Annotated in this window: 15 protein-coding genes; 3 read left to right on the forward strand and 12 right to left on the reverse strand. The window is 36.0% G+C overall.

Features of this window, described 5'->3' with window-relative positions; translation table 11 throughout:
* Positions 1 to 202: 202 nt before the first annotated feature.
* The 3 genes from LI951_RS05385 to LI951_RS05395 form a co-directional block, all read right to left on the reverse strand.
* On the reverse strand, positions 203 to 712 hold the full coding sequence (locus LI951_RS05385) for a GNAT family N-acetyltransferase (RefSeq protein ID WP_229441520.1): 510 nt from the start codon (positions 710 to 712) through the stop codon (positions 203 to 205).
* An 88-nt stretch (positions 713 to 800) separates the two neighbouring features.
* Positions 801 to 1,172 carry a hypothetical protein gene (locus LI951_RS05390; RefSeq protein WP_229441521.1) on the reverse strand — a complete coding sequence of 124 codons (372 nt, stop codon included), beginning with the start codon at positions 1,170 to 1,172 and terminating at the stop codon, positions 801 to 803.
* Positions 1,173 to 1,236: 64 nt separating this feature from the next.
* Positions 1,237 to 1,605, reverse strand: coding sequence for a CvfD/Ygs/GSP13 family RNA-binding post-transcriptional regulator (locus tag LI951_RS05395; RefSeq protein WP_229441522.1), 369 nt, complete (start codon positions 1,603 to 1,605; stop codon positions 1,237 to 1,239).
* A gap of 189 nt (positions 1,606 to 1,794) precedes the next feature.
* On the opposite strand from LI951_RS05395, the gene LI951_RS05400 reads away from it, so the two are divergent.
* Positions 1,795 to 2,967 carry a MalY/PatB family protein gene (locus tag LI951_RS05400; RefSeq protein ID WP_229441523.1) on the forward strand — a complete coding sequence of 391 codons (1,173 nt, stop codon included), beginning with the start codon at positions 1,795 to 1,797 and terminating at the stop codon, positions 2,965 to 2,967.
* Positions 2,968 to 3,201: 234 nt separating this feature from the next.
* Here the strand turns inward: LI951_RS05400 and LI951_RS05405 are convergent, their stop codons facing one another.
* Positions 3,202 to 3,789, reverse strand: coding sequence for a peptidylprolyl isomerase (locus LI951_RS05405; RefSeq protein ID WP_229441524.1), 588 nt, complete (start codon positions 3,787 to 3,789; stop codon positions 3,202 to 3,204).
* Positions 3,790 to 3,996: 207 nt separating this feature from the next.
* On the opposite strand from LI951_RS05405, the gene LI951_RS05410 reads away from it, so the two are divergent.
* A complete protein-coding gene (locus LI951_RS05410; protein WP_229441525.1) occupies positions 3,997 to 5,022 on the forward strand; it encodes an NAD(P)/FAD-dependent oxidoreductase in 1,026 nt (341 codons plus the stop codon).
* 324 nt (positions 5,023 to 5,346) lie between these two features.
* Here the strand turns inward: LI951_RS05410 and LI951_RS05415 are convergent, their stop codons facing one another.
* Positions 5,347 to 5,589, reverse strand: a complete 243-nt coding sequence (locus LI951_RS05415) for a DUF1450 domain-containing protein (protein WP_202066836.1) — start codon at positions 5,587 to 5,589, stop codon at positions 5,347 to 5,349.
* Between the two features lie 82 nt (positions 5,590 to 5,671).
* Here LI951_RS05415 and LI951_RS05420 point away from each other — a divergent pair, with 82 nt between their 5' ends.
* On the forward strand, positions 5,672 to 6,178 hold the full coding sequence (locus LI951_RS05420) for a phosphatidylglycerophosphatase A (RefSeq protein ID WP_202066835.1): 507 nt from the start codon (positions 5,672 to 5,674) through the stop codon (positions 6,176 to 6,178).
* Between the two features lie 219 nt (positions 6,179 to 6,397).
* Here LI951_RS05420 and LI951_RS05425 read toward each other — a convergent pair whose 3' ends face one another.
* From LI951_RS05425 to LI951_RS05455, 7 genes are all read right to left on the reverse strand, one after another.
* Positions 6,398 to 7,252, reverse strand: a complete 855-nt coding sequence (locus tag LI951_RS05425; protein WP_229441526.1) for a hypothetical protein — start codon at positions 7,250 to 7,252, stop codon at positions 6,398 to 6,400.
* A gap of 819 nt (positions 7,253 to 8,071) precedes the next feature.
* Positions 8,072 to 9,940: a glycerophosphodiester phosphodiesterase family protein gene (locus tag LI951_RS05430; RefSeq protein WP_229441527.1), complete on the reverse strand. Its 1,869-nt coding sequence runs from the start codon at positions 9,938 to 9,940 to the stop codon at positions 8,072 to 8,074.
* 974 nt (positions 9,941 to 10,914) lie between these two features.
* A complete protein-coding gene (locus LI951_RS05435) occupies positions 10,915 to 11,922 on the reverse strand; it encodes a phage tail tip lysozyme (protein ID WP_229441528.1) in 1,008 nt (335 codons plus the stop codon).
* The gene (locus LI951_RS05440) at positions 11,919 to 13,619 is read right to left on the reverse strand and encodes a hypothetical protein (protein WP_229441529.1); all 1,701 of its coding nucleotides are present in this window, start codon (positions 13,617 to 13,619) and stop codon (positions 11,919 to 11,921) included. Before LI951_RS05440 ends, LI951_RS05435 begins: the two co-directional genes overlap by 4 nt.
* A gap of 12 nt (positions 13,620 to 13,631) precedes the next feature.
* Positions 13,632 to 16,136, reverse strand: coding sequence for an ATP-binding protein (locus tag LI951_RS05445; RefSeq protein WP_202066830.1), 2,505 nt, complete (start codon positions 16,134 to 16,136; stop codon positions 13,632 to 13,634).
* Positions 16,137 to 16,189: 53 nt separating this feature from the next.
* On the reverse strand, positions 16,190 to 16,579 hold the full coding sequence (locus LI951_RS05450) for a TcpE family conjugal transfer membrane protein (RefSeq protein ID WP_229441530.1): 390 nt from the start codon (positions 16,577 to 16,579) through the stop codon (positions 16,190 to 16,192).
* A gap of 3 nt (positions 16,580 to 16,582) precedes the next feature.
* On the reverse strand, positions 16,583 to 16,861 hold the full coding sequence (locus LI951_RS05455; RefSeq protein WP_202066828.1) for a TcpD family membrane protein: 279 nt from the start codon (positions 16,859 to 16,861) through the stop codon (positions 16,583 to 16,585).

A 16,861-nucleotide genomic window follows, 5' to 3' on the forward strand; every position in this document is an offset into this window, starting at 1 on the left:
TGTCTTGCGACAAGTAATAATATATCAAGTTTCTTCGCTCAGGTCAATCAAAATATGTCATTTTTTACAACTTTTTTTCAATTCCGATCAATTCCCAATACAATTGACTTTTCATTCGTTTTTCCAACGATTTTATAGATATACATCTTTATTTCCTCTTCTTTATTTTGCATTTTCAGAATACACGATTCTTTTCTGTATTCTATTCATTTAAAAGCTGCGAAAAAAGCTCAAATTCATCTGTTTCACTTATCTTTATGCTTCCTTTATTTGTAAAACCATTATTCCTATAGAAATAAATCAGCTTTTTATTGGAAGAAATGCAGTCTAATCTTAATTCAACAGCAATTGATTCAAAATAAACTTTGATTTTTTTCAGCATTTCAGTACCATAATTCAATCCTCTGTAATCAGGATGAACAATCAACCGATGGATATAAAATATTTTTTCCGCTTGTCTACTTACCTTCCACAACTTCTGATCCCATAATGTAGGAGTATTCCAAACTGCTGCCATCCCTACTATTTTTTGATTTACAGTAAAGAAATAAACATCCCCACGCTGTACAGCACCTTTCAAATCATGTTTATCTGTTCCTTCAAGAACATCAGACCATTGTTGACTCCCTTTACTCTGCAACCATAGAGCAGTATCCTTCATTATGTTTATCGCTATATCAGCTTCTTCTTTTAATACTCTGTGCATTTCCATTCTGTGTATTCCTTTCTTCTTCATTTTATTATGAGAAAAGAGAAGCAGGTTAACCGCTGCTTCTCTTTAATCACATACTATTTAAGTATTAAAACATCGGCATGCCTGCCATATCATAGACAGACAGCAGGGCTTTAAGTTTAGAAGGACTTTCCCATCTATATGTATCATTTTTTATCAGGTCTGCTTTACTCTCTTCCATTTCAAAAACAAATAGGGGCAAATCTTCTGTTTCACTGTGTGCATTTGTTAATTCAACTAAGCTGATTGAAGTTACATCCAATTGAATGTTCTTTTTGAAATGCTGTAAAATACTCGCTAATCCTGTCATATCTTCCAAAACTTCAGTAGTAACAAACTCAGATGTTTTTCCTACAGGGTGAATAAGAAATTTTTTCGTTCCATCATGCAGGTTCAGCATGATTGTTCCAGCCACTCTTTTATTAGACAAAACGTTCACCTCAACTGATTATAGTTTTCATAAATATAGGGAATTGTATCATATTTTCTGGAAAAAAACAGAATTATTTTATAAGCAGCTCATCCATTGCTTCATCAATCCATTTAGGCAGTTTCTTTTCCAATGTTGTAAAACCTATTTTTTTATTTTTATTGGTAAAGTATTTTTTTCGGCGATAGCCAGCTTGCAACATCTCATTCTTTAGAGTCCGGAGAGAAAGACTGATTTTTTGGGAATACTCATCAATATCAATAACCTGTACTTGTATTTTATCTCCCACATCCAATACTCCATGGATATTTTTAGTATAGCCTACCTGAATTTCAGAAACATGTATCAATCCCTGTGTTTTTCGATCCAATGAAACGAAAGCTCCATACGGTTGTATCCCTGTAACAGTTCCATCTATAGTCATTCCAATTTTGTATTGCACATGTCTCCCTCATTTCTCCTATATAATAGATGTTTCCATCCCAATCAGTTCTTTTAAATCATATCATGTTCCAAAGTTTCTGAATAGAATTTTATTTCGAATCCAGCTTTTTCATTTATCTTTTAGCAAATCTACTTTATACTTTCAATAAGAACATCTTAACAATCTTATATGTAAAGGAGTAGAGCAATGGTAAATTTTGATCATGTATATGAAAGAAAAGGAACAAATTCTGTTAAATGGGATGCTGTTAATAAAATGTACAAAGAAGATGATTTGCTTCCTTTATGGGTAGCTGACATGGATTTTAAAGTTCATCAGCCTATCTTGGATGCGATGATCAGTTATATTAATCAGGGAATCCTTGGTTATACAACTTCCTCTGACTCTTTATATGAAGCAGTTCAGACATGGCAGAAAAAAAAGCACAATTATATAGTAGAAAAAGAAGCAATTTTATTTAGCAGTGGTGTGGTTCCAAGTGTAGCTATAGCTATACAAGCATATACTGAAGTTGGTGATGCAGTCCTGATTCATGATCCTGTTTACCATCCTTTTGCTAAAGTCATCAAGAAAAATAAGCGGAGAGTGATCCGACATTCTCTAATAGAAGTAGATGGTAAATTTCAAATAGATTTTGAAAAAATGAAAGAAGCAATTCAAACAAATGATGTGAAGTTATTTATTCTCTGTAATCCGCACAATCCAGGCGGACGTGTTTGGAGCATTGAGGAGCTGAAAAAAATTGGAGAGCTTTGTGCCTCTCATAATGTCTTGATTATCAGTGATGAAATTCATCAAGACTTGATTTTTACACCGGCAGAATTCACAACATTCAATAATGCTGATCCATCATTCAAGGATTTTTCAATTACATTAACTGCTGCTACAAAAACATTTAATTTAGCAGGTATCAAAAACTCAATGGCTTTTATTCATAATACTGAATTAAGAGCAAAATTTAGCAACATTCAGGAAATAAATCAGCAGACTGAAATTAACACGATAGGTCTAATCGGTACAGAAGCTGCCTATCGCTGTGGAGAAGAATGGCTGGATGATCTTTTGATTTACCTGCAAAAAAACATATCAACTGTAGAAAAGTTTTTACAATCAGAAATGCCTCTTGTTAAAATAATGAAGCCCGAGGGAACCTACCTAATCTGGTTGGACTTTTCTGCTTACGCTCTCTCTGATAAAGAGCTTGAAAATAAGCTAATCAAAAAAGGCAAGGTTGTGCTTAACTCAGGGATATCATTCGGTCCAAAAGGCAGTCAGCATATGAGGCTGAATATTGCTTGTCCGAATGCTACTTTGCTGGAAGGTCTTGAGAGAATGAAGACGTCATTTCAAGCTGATTGAGGGTTTGCACTGCTTAAAGACTGAAATAAATAAATTAAAAAAAGGGGGTGTGACATTAGTGTTATGTCTTAACCCCCTAAAATTGAATAAACAGCAGTACAGTCTTTATATGTTTCTTCGGTTAGCTATCCTTTTATATACTATTCTATAAATCTACAAAAAATTCCAGCATTAGCAGCTCTGGTAGTTCAAGATGAGCAAAGCCTGTCCTATCCTCTTCTTTTTTATCCTTAATTATTCTGTAATTTCAACTGTATCAATAACAACATCAAATGTTGGCCGATCCTGTCCATCGCGCTGTACTCCAGCGATTTCATCCACGATATTCATGCCTTCTGTTACGTGACCGAAAACAGTGTGGCGGAAATCAAGCCATGGTGTTCCTCCATTTTTATAAGCTTCAATGATTTCAGCCGGAAAGCCCGCACCTTCCAATTGTCCCAACATATTTGCAGGAACATCCTGCTTGTTCACGATGAAAAACTGACTGCCGTTTGTGTTAGGTCCTGCATTTGCCATGGACAAAGCCCCACGCAGATTGAAAACATTTTTTGAAAATTCATCTTCAAACTTTTCTCCGTATATGCTTTCGCCGCCCATTCCGGTTCCAGTTGGATCTCCCCCCTGAATCATAAAATCAGGAATAACACGATGGAAAATAACACCATCATAATAGCCTTTTTTCGCAAGCTCAACAAAGTTTTCTACTGTTTTGGGTGCTTGTTCAGAGAACAATTGAACAGTTATATCCCCTCTGTTGGTTTTGATTATCGCTTTTGGTCCTTTTACATTTTCTAAGTCTAACTGTGGAAATTCACTCACAATAGTTCCTCCTTAAGTAATATTACTAGTTTTATCATACCGAATATTCAGAAGAATTACCATTTTATTTCCTTAGATTAAGTAAAGCTTTATCTCCTTCACAAATAATCACTTGCTTTTTTTGATTACAAATGCTACTTTGTGAAAAATGGGTACAATTCCATTTTATTTTATTGAATGATGATTTACTGATTTGGAGGAAACAAAATGTCTGAAACACCGGAAATTTATGATATTACAATTATTGGTGGCGGACCGATTGGTCTTTTTGCCGCATTTTATGCCGGCTTGAGAAAAGCCAAAACTAAGTTAATAGACAGCTTACCGCAGTTAGGTGGTCAACTGGCCACTCTATATCCTGAGAAATATATTTATGATGTACCCGGATATCCAGCAATTAAAGCGATTGATCTGGTTGCAAATTTGGAAAAACAGCTTTCTGTATTTGATCACGATATTCTCTTGGAAGAAGAAGTCACAAATCTTACAAGAAAGGAAGACTATCTTGAAATAGAAACTACCAAAGGAACACATTATTCCAAAGCAATTATTTTAGCTGTCGGCAATGGCTCTTTTCAGCCTAGGCGATTAACAGTTGACGGTTCTGAAACATTGGAAGGCAAAAACATTCATTACTACGTAAAAGATATAAACGAATTTGCCGGAAAAAAAGTAGCAATTGCCGGTGGAGGAGATTCTGCTATCGATTGGGCCTTAATGCTGGAGTCGGTTGCTGAGCAGGTCTCAATTATCCACCGGAGACCGGAGTTTCGGGGACATGAACATAGTGTAGAAAAATTAAAAAATTCAACTGTTCAAATTTATACCCCATACACTATTGATCAGCTTTGTTTGGAAGATAATTCTTTTAAAGGTATCCAACTAAAGCATACAAAAGAGGATGGCGGGTTTCACCTGCCTGTTGATTCGCTGATTGTTAATTATGGCTTCACATCTTCCCTTGGCCATTTAAAGGACTGGGGATTAGATATATCCCGAAATTCAATTACTGTGGATTCTGATATGTCCACAACACTTCCCGGAGTTTATGCAGTTGGAGATATTTCAACGTATATGGGAAAAGTTAAACTGATTGCAACAGGATTTGGTGAAGCACCGACTGCAGTCAACAATGCTTTGCATTTCATTAAACCTGATGCGCGCACTCAACCTATGCACAGTACCAGCCTTTTTGAAAAGCTTGAACCTCATAAAGAAATTTTGCAAAACTAGTGTATTGACCAATTTGAACCTAAGCTATGCTTCTCATCCAAGAAATGTACAGCCGATCCAGTAGTATTACATATGAGACTGCTGGATCAACGATGAACATCCGAAGAAGGGTAGAAGCAAGCTTTTAATACAGGTTTAAAGCTGCTCCTTCTTGTTATTGAAGCATACAAGTTAACATTTTCTATCATTGAACATCATTTATAGACGATCTTTTAGTATAATTTATAATTTGGTTAGAGCACTAGGAAAGCTGTCCATTAAAATATGCCCCGCCATTCAGGTTAATTGCAGATAACCCCTGGATGAACGCGGCATATTTTATTTTTAATTCATCTCTTTATGCCAGTCGATAATCGCCTGTTTCACTTTTTCAGTCAGATGCTCTGTTGACTGATCACTTATGCGCTCACCTTCAAACAGTACATAATAAGTTTGCGCACACAATACACATTCATTCATACAGGAATACGTCACTACATCAGCATTTTGCTGGATGAATGAATCTTCTAAGAGAGCTGCTGCTCCTTTAGCCAGATTTTGCTCACAACATTCAATTAAAGGATTCATGTTCTTCTTTCCTTGCTTTTTTTAATACAATTATTATACCATTGATGTATTATAGTAAAAAAATAGTCTTGGAGGAAATAATATGGTTATAGAGGGAAATGAGTTAGAGCAAACCGCACGTGCATTGTTGAAACAAAGAGGGGTTGAAGTGAAAGATATTGCTGAGCTGGTCATGTTTCTTCAGGAATCTTATATTGATAAGCTTGATTTAGATATTTGTATAGAAAATGTAGAGGCGGTTCTCACCAAGAGAGAAGTTCATAATACTATTATCACAGGTATTCAGCTGGATATCCTTGCTGAAGAAAATAAACTGCTGCAGCCTCTTCAACAAATTTTGACAGATGATGAGGGATTATACGGAATTGACGAGATACTCGCTCTGTCTATTGTAAATGTCTATGGTTCAATCGGCTTCACTAACTACGGTTATATCGATAAAGTTAAACCAGGTATTCTGGCTAATCTGAACTCTCACGATGGTAAATCTGTTCATACTTTCCTGGATGATATTGTCGGCGCAATTGCTGCATCTGCCGCAAGCCGTTTGGCACATTCTCAGCCAAATAAAAGCAGAATTACACAATAAATTCATAAGACAACCCTAATTTAAAAAAATATATGCAAACAATTAACTGTATGGCGACCGAAAATCGAGCGGAAAGATTCTTTACAGGTCCTTTTTCCTACGATTAGTTAAGAGAGCTATTTGCGCTCTTTTGTGGATTAGAGCAGCTTCAACAAAACAAGAGTAGAGACTGAATCTTCAATGATTCATTTTCTACTCTTGTTTTAATCATTTTATAACTTAATTTGCTGATACAGCCATTTTTACGGCTTGAATTGCATTGAAGTGATGTATTTTATAAACAATCGTTTGTTCCTGCCATACAACAGAGTTTGTTTGATACTCGCCATTTTCTCCTACTTCCAGTCGAATGGTTCCATCTGTATTTGGCGCAGGAAGAGTATTCTCTTCCAAATAATTTACAACTTCTTTTCCTAAAGATACAGGATTTTCACCCTCAATATTGGAGGCTTTAATTGTCAGATTCCAGTTTCCCTCCGGCCAGGTCAGATAGCTGGAACCAGCTGCTCCCTGTTGGTAACCTGTCAAACCAAAGCCCAAATCAACTTCCTGTCCGCTGTAATCTTCCAGCTTTCCAATAGCATTTTTTGCTTCATCAGCTGAATTAAAGCTCACTTTTTCAAAAGAAGCGATTGGTTTTAAGGAATTTAACTCTGAACTATTTACATTAATCGGTTGGTCTTCTGCATAATATAAAATACGAAAATTCGTTTTCTCTGTTATCGGTGTTGTTGCTGCACTGATATATTTTTTTGTATTGGCTGTCAAAATGAATGTAGGCAGATTGTCTGCTGGAAAACTTGCAGCCAGTTGGTCAAGTACCTGCTTTGCCTGTTCTTCAGGTGATTCAGTAGTCATTTCTGATGTAGATACGCTAGAACTTGACGATGACTTCGAAGTTTCCGATGTTTCACCTGACTCGCTTTGATTCTTATCAGTACTATCTGACATACTTGTTGTGCTGACACTGGTTTTTGTAGAGCTATCCGTATTATCGGATCTATTTCTGCAGCCTGCGATCACTCCACCAACTATTAACAATGTCAGTGCTGATAAATAATATTTCTTTTTCATATGATCTCCTCCTCGTATTTGCAGACAATTCAAAATATATTCACCTAGAACCTCCAACTCTTTAAATATGAAAGGATTTATAACCTGTTTTTGTTCTCCTCCTCCCCTTGTAACAACTTAATTATGTTATTTTAGGTGGCGAATCGAGCTCTTTACAGTGAGAATCATTGAGTTACAATGATTATTCTGGCACATTTCTTTGCTGCACTTTTTATCGTCGAAATGCTCAATGATAGCAGCTCTCTGTCAAACATTCATAAGCTCATACTATTCGTTCATCCTTAATAATGAAAGCTATTGATAAGCTTTCGTATAAACTACACCGATTATTTAATCGGTCAGTTTGTCATAGATTCTTCTGAATTACCATTCTGCAGCGTCTATAGTTTTTGAGGACTCAATTGAAGCATATCACACATCAATTTTTATGAAAAAAGAAAGGCTTATTTTGTTTTCATAAATAATATAATGATTCCTCCTCCAAAAGTAAAAAAGGAAAATTTTTAGCTATCTATTCTCAAATCATCTTTACTATTTCGTCAAATCCGGGAAGCTTCTATCAGTTATTCTTTGAAAATTGATAATAAATCCTCATTTTCTTAAGTGATTTATTAAAAAAATTGGTTTCTAGGAAAATACATCATATAATTTGACTGCAAAAAAAGAAGCAGGCTCTTCCTCCCTATCAAACAGGGATAAGCTGCTTCTCTTAGTGTATTGCAAATCAGTTTCCTCAAAAAATTTTTACTGAAAATCTATTATTTTATCTACTTTTGTTACAGTAAGTTTCTCAGTGTCAAAATATCTCTGATCGATATTTTAATCATAATCTGTTGTCAGGTTATCAATACCTAATGCTTCCATTCTGCGAAACTCACTTTGGGGAACTCCCCACAAATGAACAGACAACCCTTTAGCCTGTGCTTTGGCAATCATATCAACTTTGGAAACAACTCCGCTATACTGAATATCCAGACCAGTATTTACACCTAAGCCACTCACTTTGTTAATCATTTCAGTATCAATAGTATCGCCTAAAAGCTGTACCTGCATTTGAGGAGCGCGTTTCTTAATTTCCTGTAAGTTGTTAAAATCAAAGGAAATAACTACTGCCGTATTGGCAAAGCCATACTGATTAATCAAGCTTACCAGACTGTCATATTCAGCCCCAGATAAATTCTTAGCCTTCATTTCTATAAACGGGACACTCTGTTTGCTGCCCATTATTGTCAGATATTCTTCCAAAGTTGGAACAATCAACTGGCTTTGATCGTAAGATGACAGGTTCGCTCCTGTATCAATTCGAAGTTCTCTAATCTGAGCCAGAGTCATATCACTGATTTTTCCTTTACCGTTTGTCATCCGGTCAACAGTATCATCATGCATAATCACCCATTTTTTATCTTTGGTCAGCCATACATCTGTTTCAATTCCCCAGGAACTTGACTGCTGGAAAGAAGGTAGTGAGTTCTCCGGAGCAACCTGATGATTCCCTCTGTGAGCAACGTATCGTATATCATCCATCATTTCATTCACTTCAATGTCCTGAGAGGAAATATAGCCATCCTCTGTTTTATAAACTTTTTGATCTGAGTTAAAGACAACTGCAGTAACGTACGCCATACTATTGGATCCTAATTCACTAATTTTCTGAGTCAGTTTTCTGTCTTTAAACAGTGTTGTTTCCTGCAAAACTCTTATACGAACCGGATGAGTCATATTTATCTCTGTTGTACCTGCAGCACTTTGTGCACTCAAACCGCTCACCGTAGTCAGATAGGCTGAAGCAGTATACATGCCATTGGTAAAATTAAAATCTTCATAATCCAGCTGAACTTTATATGAATCATCCGCTTGTCGTTTGGCTTCATACCACCTCACATCACTTTGATCCTCTTTTGTCCAGACAGGAACTGAGAGTTTTTCTACATCCGCACGACTATCAACAGAAATATTTACATCAAACTGTCCACGTGCCGCCAACGTTCCATCTATTGTCGCCTGGATACTTGGCTCGTAAACAGTAAATTCTGCCAGCAGAGCTTGTTCTACTTTTCCGCTCTTTTTGGTAATTATGATATCTGTTTGGTAATTACCTGTTTCCTGATGATTTTTTACCAGAATATCGCTTTGCCATGTATTAGTATACGGGTCATACGTTCCCTCATAGCGCTGGATATCATCAGGTCCATTTTTTAAGCCCCAAGTTAGAAATTCGACTCGCTCAATATGATACATGCTGGAAAGATCAGCAATAATTCGATAATTTGACTGTTTTTTATCACTATCAACCAGTTCAAAAACAGGTTTAGTTGCAGGCAGAATAAGCGACGTTTCCAGGCTCCCCTTCTGCACAACACTGGTAAGCAGCTTTTCCGAAAATAGTGGATTTACACGAATTTCACCAGTCTGAGCATATAAATTCTCATTAGAATCAGTTAGATATCTTTGCGGATATATAAAATCCGGTTTAGATAATTCATATCCTTCATAAGAGGAAGCTGTCTTTCTATTTTGATAATCTAATCGATAATAAGACCAGTAGCCAAAAATCACACTGACTGAAACAATGATCAACAGTGCTGAACCATATGTCAGCCATAACTCTCGTTTTTCCCTTTTCTTCATTTCTGTCTTCTGATCAGCTTTTTTCTTATGTTTATGTACTTTGGTGTGCTTTTTTTCCATTTTAAATCCTTTCACCATACAAAAAAGTTTATCTTTTCTCAAATACTATATAGAATCAATTCGGTATTTATTATTGAATCGGCTATTCTATTATTTATTTTAATCAAATAATAGTATTCTTTAGTATAATATAACTAAATTAAATAACCTAGACCAAATTGAAAGATAATCTGGATTTTTTATCGCTACCAATAAAAACCGACTTATAAAAAATAATTACGAACCAAAAGGTAAGAAAACATCTCTATTAAAACAAAATAATAATTAAGTTTTTTAAAATTTAATTAAAAAAACAAAAAAAAGAACACTGTTTCTAAACGTAAAATGCTGTTAATACTCCGTAATCCATTTCACTTCTAAACCAGTTGTTCTATATTAAAGATTTTTGGATAAAAAAGAAGACATTTATTTTCCTTTACAGTTTTAGGATAAAATATCTTCAAGAATCATTTTTAGTTTAAGCTTTTGGTTTCTAACATATTTCTTCTGGTTCCTTCTTGCTGTTTTAATCTGGTCACAGAAACAGTCAAACATTCTTTCTTCTCTTTTTCTATTTTGTTTGAACAGAAAATCTTTTACAGAAGCTTCTTTCATTTTTGAATCTAGATCGGAAAATAGCTCTAATGGAACCCAGTGTAAAAAAAGGGTACAGCCATTCCATAAATTACTAATAATATTCGAGGTACTTACTCTCATTTTATTAATCCCCCAAAAAACAAGTCCAATAAAGATGAAACCTATTACTAACCCAAATAATCAGCAACTGTGTTCATTCAAAATGCCGTTTTATCAGACACATAATAGGTTACACAATCCAGTATTCCTATTATAATCAAAATTGTCAAAATCCAGACAATACATTTCAAAGAGCTTCCGGATATAAAATTAATAACAAAATCGGCTGTTTTTTCATATAATTCTCCTGAGCAGCTATCTCCAAGGTAAAGGTAGAGGTTTTGCAGTTACTGCTTTATTCATCTGATTCCATAGCCAAAGATAACAGAGGAATGAATCGGATATTTCTGTTCCCTAACTTCATCATTGCTGTTTCCTTCCACCGTATAAACAGTCCCCTCTTCACATTTCACTACCAGCCCCACATGATCACTGATGCCATCTGATTCCCAATCAAAAAATATAATGTCGCCTTCACCTGGTTCGACTCCGCCTGGTTTCCATTTATTGTCTGCTTTAAATCGGTTGACCTCTGAAGGACAATATGAAAATCTTAAGTCACCTCCCCCTGCCTGATCCGCACACCACGAAACGAAAACAGCACACCATTCTACCCTAAAAGGGTAACCATACCATGACCAGAATTTCTGCCCGCCTTTATTGCCCAGCTCTTTCAATGCAATTTTTACTAAATCTGATTGATCATTATGCATGGGGGACTGTTCCTCCATTCCATGAAACGCTTTATACCAGTGTAACGCCAACTCCTGTCTTTCAGGATGATCTTCTCTGGGACGCTCTCTATTTTTCTCATAAGTTTGAGCAGCTGTTCTTACATCATCCAGCTGTTTAAATTCTGCAAAGGAATACGGATGGCTTTTTGTTGGAATATATCCTCTTCCCGGACCGCTCAGTTCCCAGTCAATCACTTCTACCTGTACTGGAATTGTTTTATAATCCCCTCTAATCCCACTTTGTTCAAGCTGATTTAACAGCACTGATTTAGGCGTCCATTGAATTAAGCCATATCCATTTCCAGCTCCATGTTCATCTATGTCTGCGTTAAAAGTATGTCCGGTTTCCTGATCAATATTTCCAAGTATTCCTGCACGGGCAGCCTCTGAATATCCTTTTTCTCCTAAAAGACACCAGATCAGCCATGCATTTTCTTCTGCTTGAGAACTTAGAACTGGCATCACCGGTTTGCTTTTCCCACGAGCTAAACTTCCACCGAAAAACAATAACACAAAAACAAATATGAAAATGGAGAAAACAACAATAGCTCCTAATTTTGGAATGACTTTCATTCAAGCCTCAATTCTTCAAGTTCCTGGTAAAACATCTGTCTCTCTTTTTCTGATGACTTCACGATAGTGTCTCTCTGTTTATCCCCTCTCAGGGCTGCCTCTTCCTCTACTATATAATTAGAATTCTTCAGGCGTTTCAATCCTCCCTCTGAATATTGTCCGTAATCAGCTTCAACTAAGTTAGGACTAACATCATTTTTTTCAGCTTTTTCCATATATTTGTCTCCTGCATGAAATTCATTTGTTCGGTTTATTTCCTTCATAAAATCAGAACTTTTATCACCCTTTTGAATTTCCACTATCTGTTCATGTCGGACAGGAGCTTGATCAATAAATTCTGCCTTATTGTTTAAGCTGACTTCGTTGAAATATTCTTTCTGTATATCTTCAGCATGCAAGTGTAATTCCATTTCAGAAATTTCTCTAAAATGCATACCCACATGTTCCGATTGAATCATTTCAGCCGAATAATGCGGCAATTCCCTTGGTCTATCGACCAGTACTTCAACATTTTTCTGATTGATCTTTAAAGATTTTAACATTTTTTTGTCCATCTGTTCGATATAAGTAATCCGTCTGCCTGTGATAAAACTTATTAGTTGATTTCTATATTTCACGACAATAATTATTACAACAGCTTTACTAAACGATCCCAGAACACTGCTTACCAGAGAACTACCTCCTGCCATTGCAATAATTGAATGATCGATAAGCATCATCATGAAGAAAAACAAATACATAGCCAGTGACATAAACATACCGACGAAAAATATCAGGATAACCTTTCCTAAAAGATTAAATAGTGAACTGGAAAGGGCTGGAATCAGACTGATAATACTGAGTAGGGGCAGCGCCAGTACAAGACAAAGTACAATAATCTTAAGAAAAAAATTTAAACCCGCCATCAACATTAACGGCAGGCCAATAAATAAGTTGCTGACCCATGCATAAACCGAAATAAACCATTTGTCCAATGAACCGTCAGGTGTCATATAACGGTTTATTTTACTTTCTGCTTCAACCAGCAATTTTAACCCTTCCTTGATAGCTTGATCACTTGCCTGATCATCTGTATAAAGAAACTCATCAAATCGCTCTTCATGAATTGAAGTTCCAAAATTCACCATAGAAAAGGATTGTTGAATAGTCATCTTAAAATAAGCTTCTCTAATTTTTTTAACAGATGCGTCTGTTCCTGCTTCTATTTTTGTCTGTGAACCATCATTTTCCCAAAAAGGAAGCTCAACTGCCTTTGTCATAACCTGTTCAACTTCACCAAAAATACCTGCAATATCTTTCAGGTATTCGTCTCCATTTGAATAAATGACAAAGTTTACTCCTATTACCAGGAAAAGCGTAAGCAGCTTTCTGAAAGAGTCCTGAGGGCTTTTGAATGCATATATTAAGAAAATCATCCCCAAAGCAATGATAAATATTACTACACCCACTGTACTGAATAATGACTGATAAAGTGCCGTTGCAATGTTAAAGACACTGTCTATTGTATTTTCAAATACTCTGTTGCCCATAAAAATTTGGAGACTGAGATCCACCATTTGATAAATCCAACGATTTAGAACCAATCCTGTATTAATCAGAAAATTAACTAGCTGATACATTTCTTCGCTGCCGGAAACCCACCAATCACCTTTTGTATTTATAAGAGAGAGATAGGAATAAATTGAAAATTTCTCCATAATCAATACTCCTTAGACAAACATAGTCTCAGCTTTGCTTCCACTTGTTTCTTTTACTGTATCAAATGTTGCTTTGATTTCTGGAAACAGGCAATGAACACTGATTTTTTGAACATCTTTATAAGGATCAAGCATAAGGCACTGACCTTTTTTCATACCCGAAAGCCACTCACGATTCTGTTCAATGACATCTACTCCAACATGTTTCAATATTTTATCTTCTTCCTTGGGTTCGTTGAAAGCAAAAATGGTTCCAAAATTTCCATGGTCGTCTTCACTTGTCACATCAGTTACTGATTGAGTGGAATAGATCAGCATGTTGTTTTGACTCCTTCCAACTCTCTTGATTGAATTCAGTATTTTTTTGCCTACTGATGAAGTATTAAAAATCCAAGCTTCTTCGAATACTTCGAAGGTCTCCTGTTCATCATTCATCGAACCAAACTTTTCGCAAAATTTTCCCAATGGAATCATTAAAGCCAGACTTTTCCTTTCACTTTGCGAGTAATAATCTGGATTATCATTTTCTTTTGGAATAGATAAACCCAAGACTCCAATAATCGTAATTCGTTTTTCGAAGCTTAAGCCAGCACTTTTCCCATCACTAAATCCCAAACGTAATACACTGCCTTTTATTTTTTCATCCAGAAGATTGCCGATCTCGCTGACTTCTTTTTCCTTATGCATTTTTAGACGGTCAATCACATGAAGCATCCCTACATCTTCTCCTTCTGTCCGCCGCTCAACAATTTCTCTAATTGCTTTGGAAACTTCTGATTGTCCTAAACGTGTATCTTCGATATTAATAATTTGATGAATCATTGCTTCTGCCGTATCTTTCGCATCTGCTCCTTTTAGAAAAGTAATCGGGTCAAGAACACCCCAATTATCAGAGTTTTCAGGATCAAATGTAACCAAATGGAATTTTGACACTAAATCATAGTAATAAGGATATTTTTGTTTATTAGCAGCATTCGAAAGAAACTTTTGATACTGCTTGATCTTTTCTGTCTTTGGATCAACGAACAGACCTTTAACATCCAACATCGAAATAAATGTAAATAAGAGACTTACAAGAAATGTTTTCCCCATCCCTGTTTCTCCTGTCACAGCTATATGCGGACTGGCTGTTCCCATCTCCTCATTCCATTTATTGGCAGTGAATGGATTTGAGAGTATGATATTCCGACTAGAGTATATTGCGCTCCTCAAACTTTTGGCACTGGATAAATGCGGGTCTACCCGACCGATGTACCATCCGCTCCTAAAACCGACTCGCTGGTTGACAGCTAAAAGATTTTCGCAGAACCCCTCCACACTGGTTGTCTGTATCCATTTGGTATCAGTAGCTTCAAGCCCCACACCTAAAAGATTTTTGTAGTAAAGATAAACTTGTTGAAATTGTGCTTTGGAAAGTTCAATCCCCCGTGCTTTAAATACCGAAACAACAGCATTAATTCTTTGTCGGCACTCTTTTTCATTCCTTGCATATATTGCAATACAGCCCAACCAGTTTACAATTTCTTTGTCGGCATCTACCTGTCTCTTTAAATCTTCTACAACCACCCTGCTTTTAGCAACTTCATCACTTTCGTTATTGCCTATTGATCTACTTTCTTTTACAACATTTTTCAGACGAAGTGCAGAACGCTTTGCCTTTCCTTCTACTCCAAAACTGCCTTTCAACTCCTGAAATTTCACTTTATACCTTAGCTCCACTGGAAAAGGGACTGTCTGCAGCACTTCAGCTACATGCATCCGACTTATATTTAAAGGTGTATCAGAGATCGGAAGAAACGCGACTGTACTTTCGCCTTCGATGCTTCTTAAAGAGAGCATACCTGCCCGGGAACTCGGATCAATAATGCTGTCAGTCATGTTTTCCAAAGTGATATGTTCTGACTGTTGTTCAAAAGTATGCGGCATGTTGCGAATAAAATTTAAACGGTTTAGATAATACATTTCGCTTTTGCTTAAAGACATACCTTGAAACAGCGACATTTTTCTTAACATTAATTCCTGTAATTCTCTGCAGGAATCAAAATCACTATCTGAAATATCCATTTGATAGTTTAATTTGTCCATTACTGTTTTTCGAATTCGTTCATACGAATACCTAATTCCGTCTTTAACTGAACCAGTTTCAAGTTGTGATTTTAAAGGGACACCGATTATCCAGTCGTATGTATAAATCATTCCCATCTCATTTTGAAGAATCTCAATTGTATTTTTGGCATAATAGTTTGCTGTAGCAAAACAGTCCTCACTAAAAGATTTTTCCAGCTCTTTAAAACGCTCTTCCAGTGTCATATCACGTGGAATCATAAAAATATCGACTTCGCCGCAATCCTTGAGTTCACTAATTAAATGCTGGAACTTCTTTTTTAATTCTTTCTTTTTATTTTCTGCCGTCGGAGGTATACTTATCGAACGCAGCCGATAATACGCCCATATTTCATTGTCGCACGTATACATCATATTATTTTTTATATACCTTAATGGAAAATTCAGCTTCAATCACTCACACTCCTTAGTAACCAGATTCAGAATCCTGATTTGATGAAACCACTCTAAATTTTTTCAAAGACAATTAACTCTTTTAGTTCTTTTACAGCTTCATTTTGATTAATGACTTTCTTTCCCAACTTAAAATCAATAAAATAAAATAGAGCATCTATCATGTAAACAGAAATTTTTAACCCATCAGGTTTAATTTTTCCCCAAAGAAAAACTGCACCAACAGGAATAAGTATATACGCAGCAAAGCTCAGCCCCTTGATTAAACTGAAAAGCCACATAACCGGACGAAAAACTGTTAATAATAAAAGAAGGGTTACGCCAAAAACCATAATTTTTGTTAATTCAACCGGGTTCTCTAAAGTAAATCCGCGCCACAGCTTTTGAATCATAAAGGGAACTGTCAAAGCTTTTTTATAGTTATACAATTCTTTTGTTTTCATCGGTCAGCCTCCGAATATCTTCTTAAACAGCTCACCAATCCCATTGAAAATTGCTGCCGGGTCATTAGCCATAAAAAAGATAAACGCAGCTACTACAATAACACCAACCAGAGGACCAATCTGTTGTTTAGCTGCCAAAATAATACACAATATTAACGCAACCAAACCAACACCTATCTGAACTTCTGCTGTAAAATAATTACTTAATCCTGAAAGACTGGGTAATGCTCCCAGCAAATAACTGACTCCTGTTTGCTGAATTTGTACAAATGTTACTCGCAT

The sequence above is a fragment of the Enterococcus sp. BWT-B8 genome (assembly GCF_020567625.1).
In the GTDB taxonomy this organism is placed as follows: Bacteria; Bacillota; Bacilli; order Lactobacillales; family Enterococcaceae; genus Enterococcus_L.

What these genes read in the sequence shown, in the direction of transcription:
- LI951_RS05385 (WP_229441520.1), bottom strand. Translation starts at nt 712, where the DNA reads ATGGAAATGCACAGAGTATTAAAAGAAGAAGCTGATATAGCGATAAAC.
- LI951_RS05400 (WP_229441523.1), top strand. Translation starts at nt 1,795, where the DNA reads ATGGTAAATTTTGATCATGTATATGAAAGAAAAGGAACAAATTCTGTT.
- LI951_RS05410 (WP_229441525.1), top strand. Translation starts at nt 3,997, where the DNA reads ATGTCTGAAACACCGGAAATTTATGATATTACAATTATTGGTGGCGGA.
- LI951_RS05415 (WP_202066836.1), bottom strand. Translation starts at nt 5,589, where the DNA reads ATGAATCCTTTAATTGAATGTTGTGAGCAAAATCTGGCTAAAGGAGCA.
- LI951_RS05420 (WP_202066835.1), top strand. Translation starts at nt 5,672, where the DNA reads ATGGTTATAGAGGGAAATGAGTTAGAGCAAACCGCACGTGCATTGTTG.
- LI951_RS05425 (WP_229441526.1), bottom strand. Translation starts at nt 7,252, where the DNA reads ATGAAAAAGAAATATTATTTATCAGCACTGACATTGTTAATAGTTGGT.
- LI951_RS05430 (WP_229441527.1), bottom strand. Translation starts at nt 9,940, where the DNA reads ATGGAAAAAAAGCACACCAAAGTACATAAACATAAGAAAAAAGCTGAT.
- LI951_RS05435 (WP_229441528.1), bottom strand. Translation starts at nt 11,922, where the DNA reads ATGAAAGTCATTCCAAAATTAGGAGCTATTGTTGTTTTCTCCATTTTC.
- LI951_RS05440 (WP_229441529.1), bottom strand. Translation starts at nt 13,619, where the DNA reads ATGGAGAAATTTTCAATTTATTCCTATCTCTCTCTTATAAATACAAAA.
- LI951_RS05450 (WP_229441530.1), bottom strand. Translation starts at nt 16,579, where the DNA reads ATGAAAACAAAAGAATTGTATAACTATAAAAAAGCTTTGACAGTTCCC.
- LI951_RS05455 (WP_202066828.1), bottom strand. Translation starts at nt 16,861, where the DNA reads ATGCGAGTAACATTTGTACAAATTCAGCAAACAGGAGTCAGTTATTTG.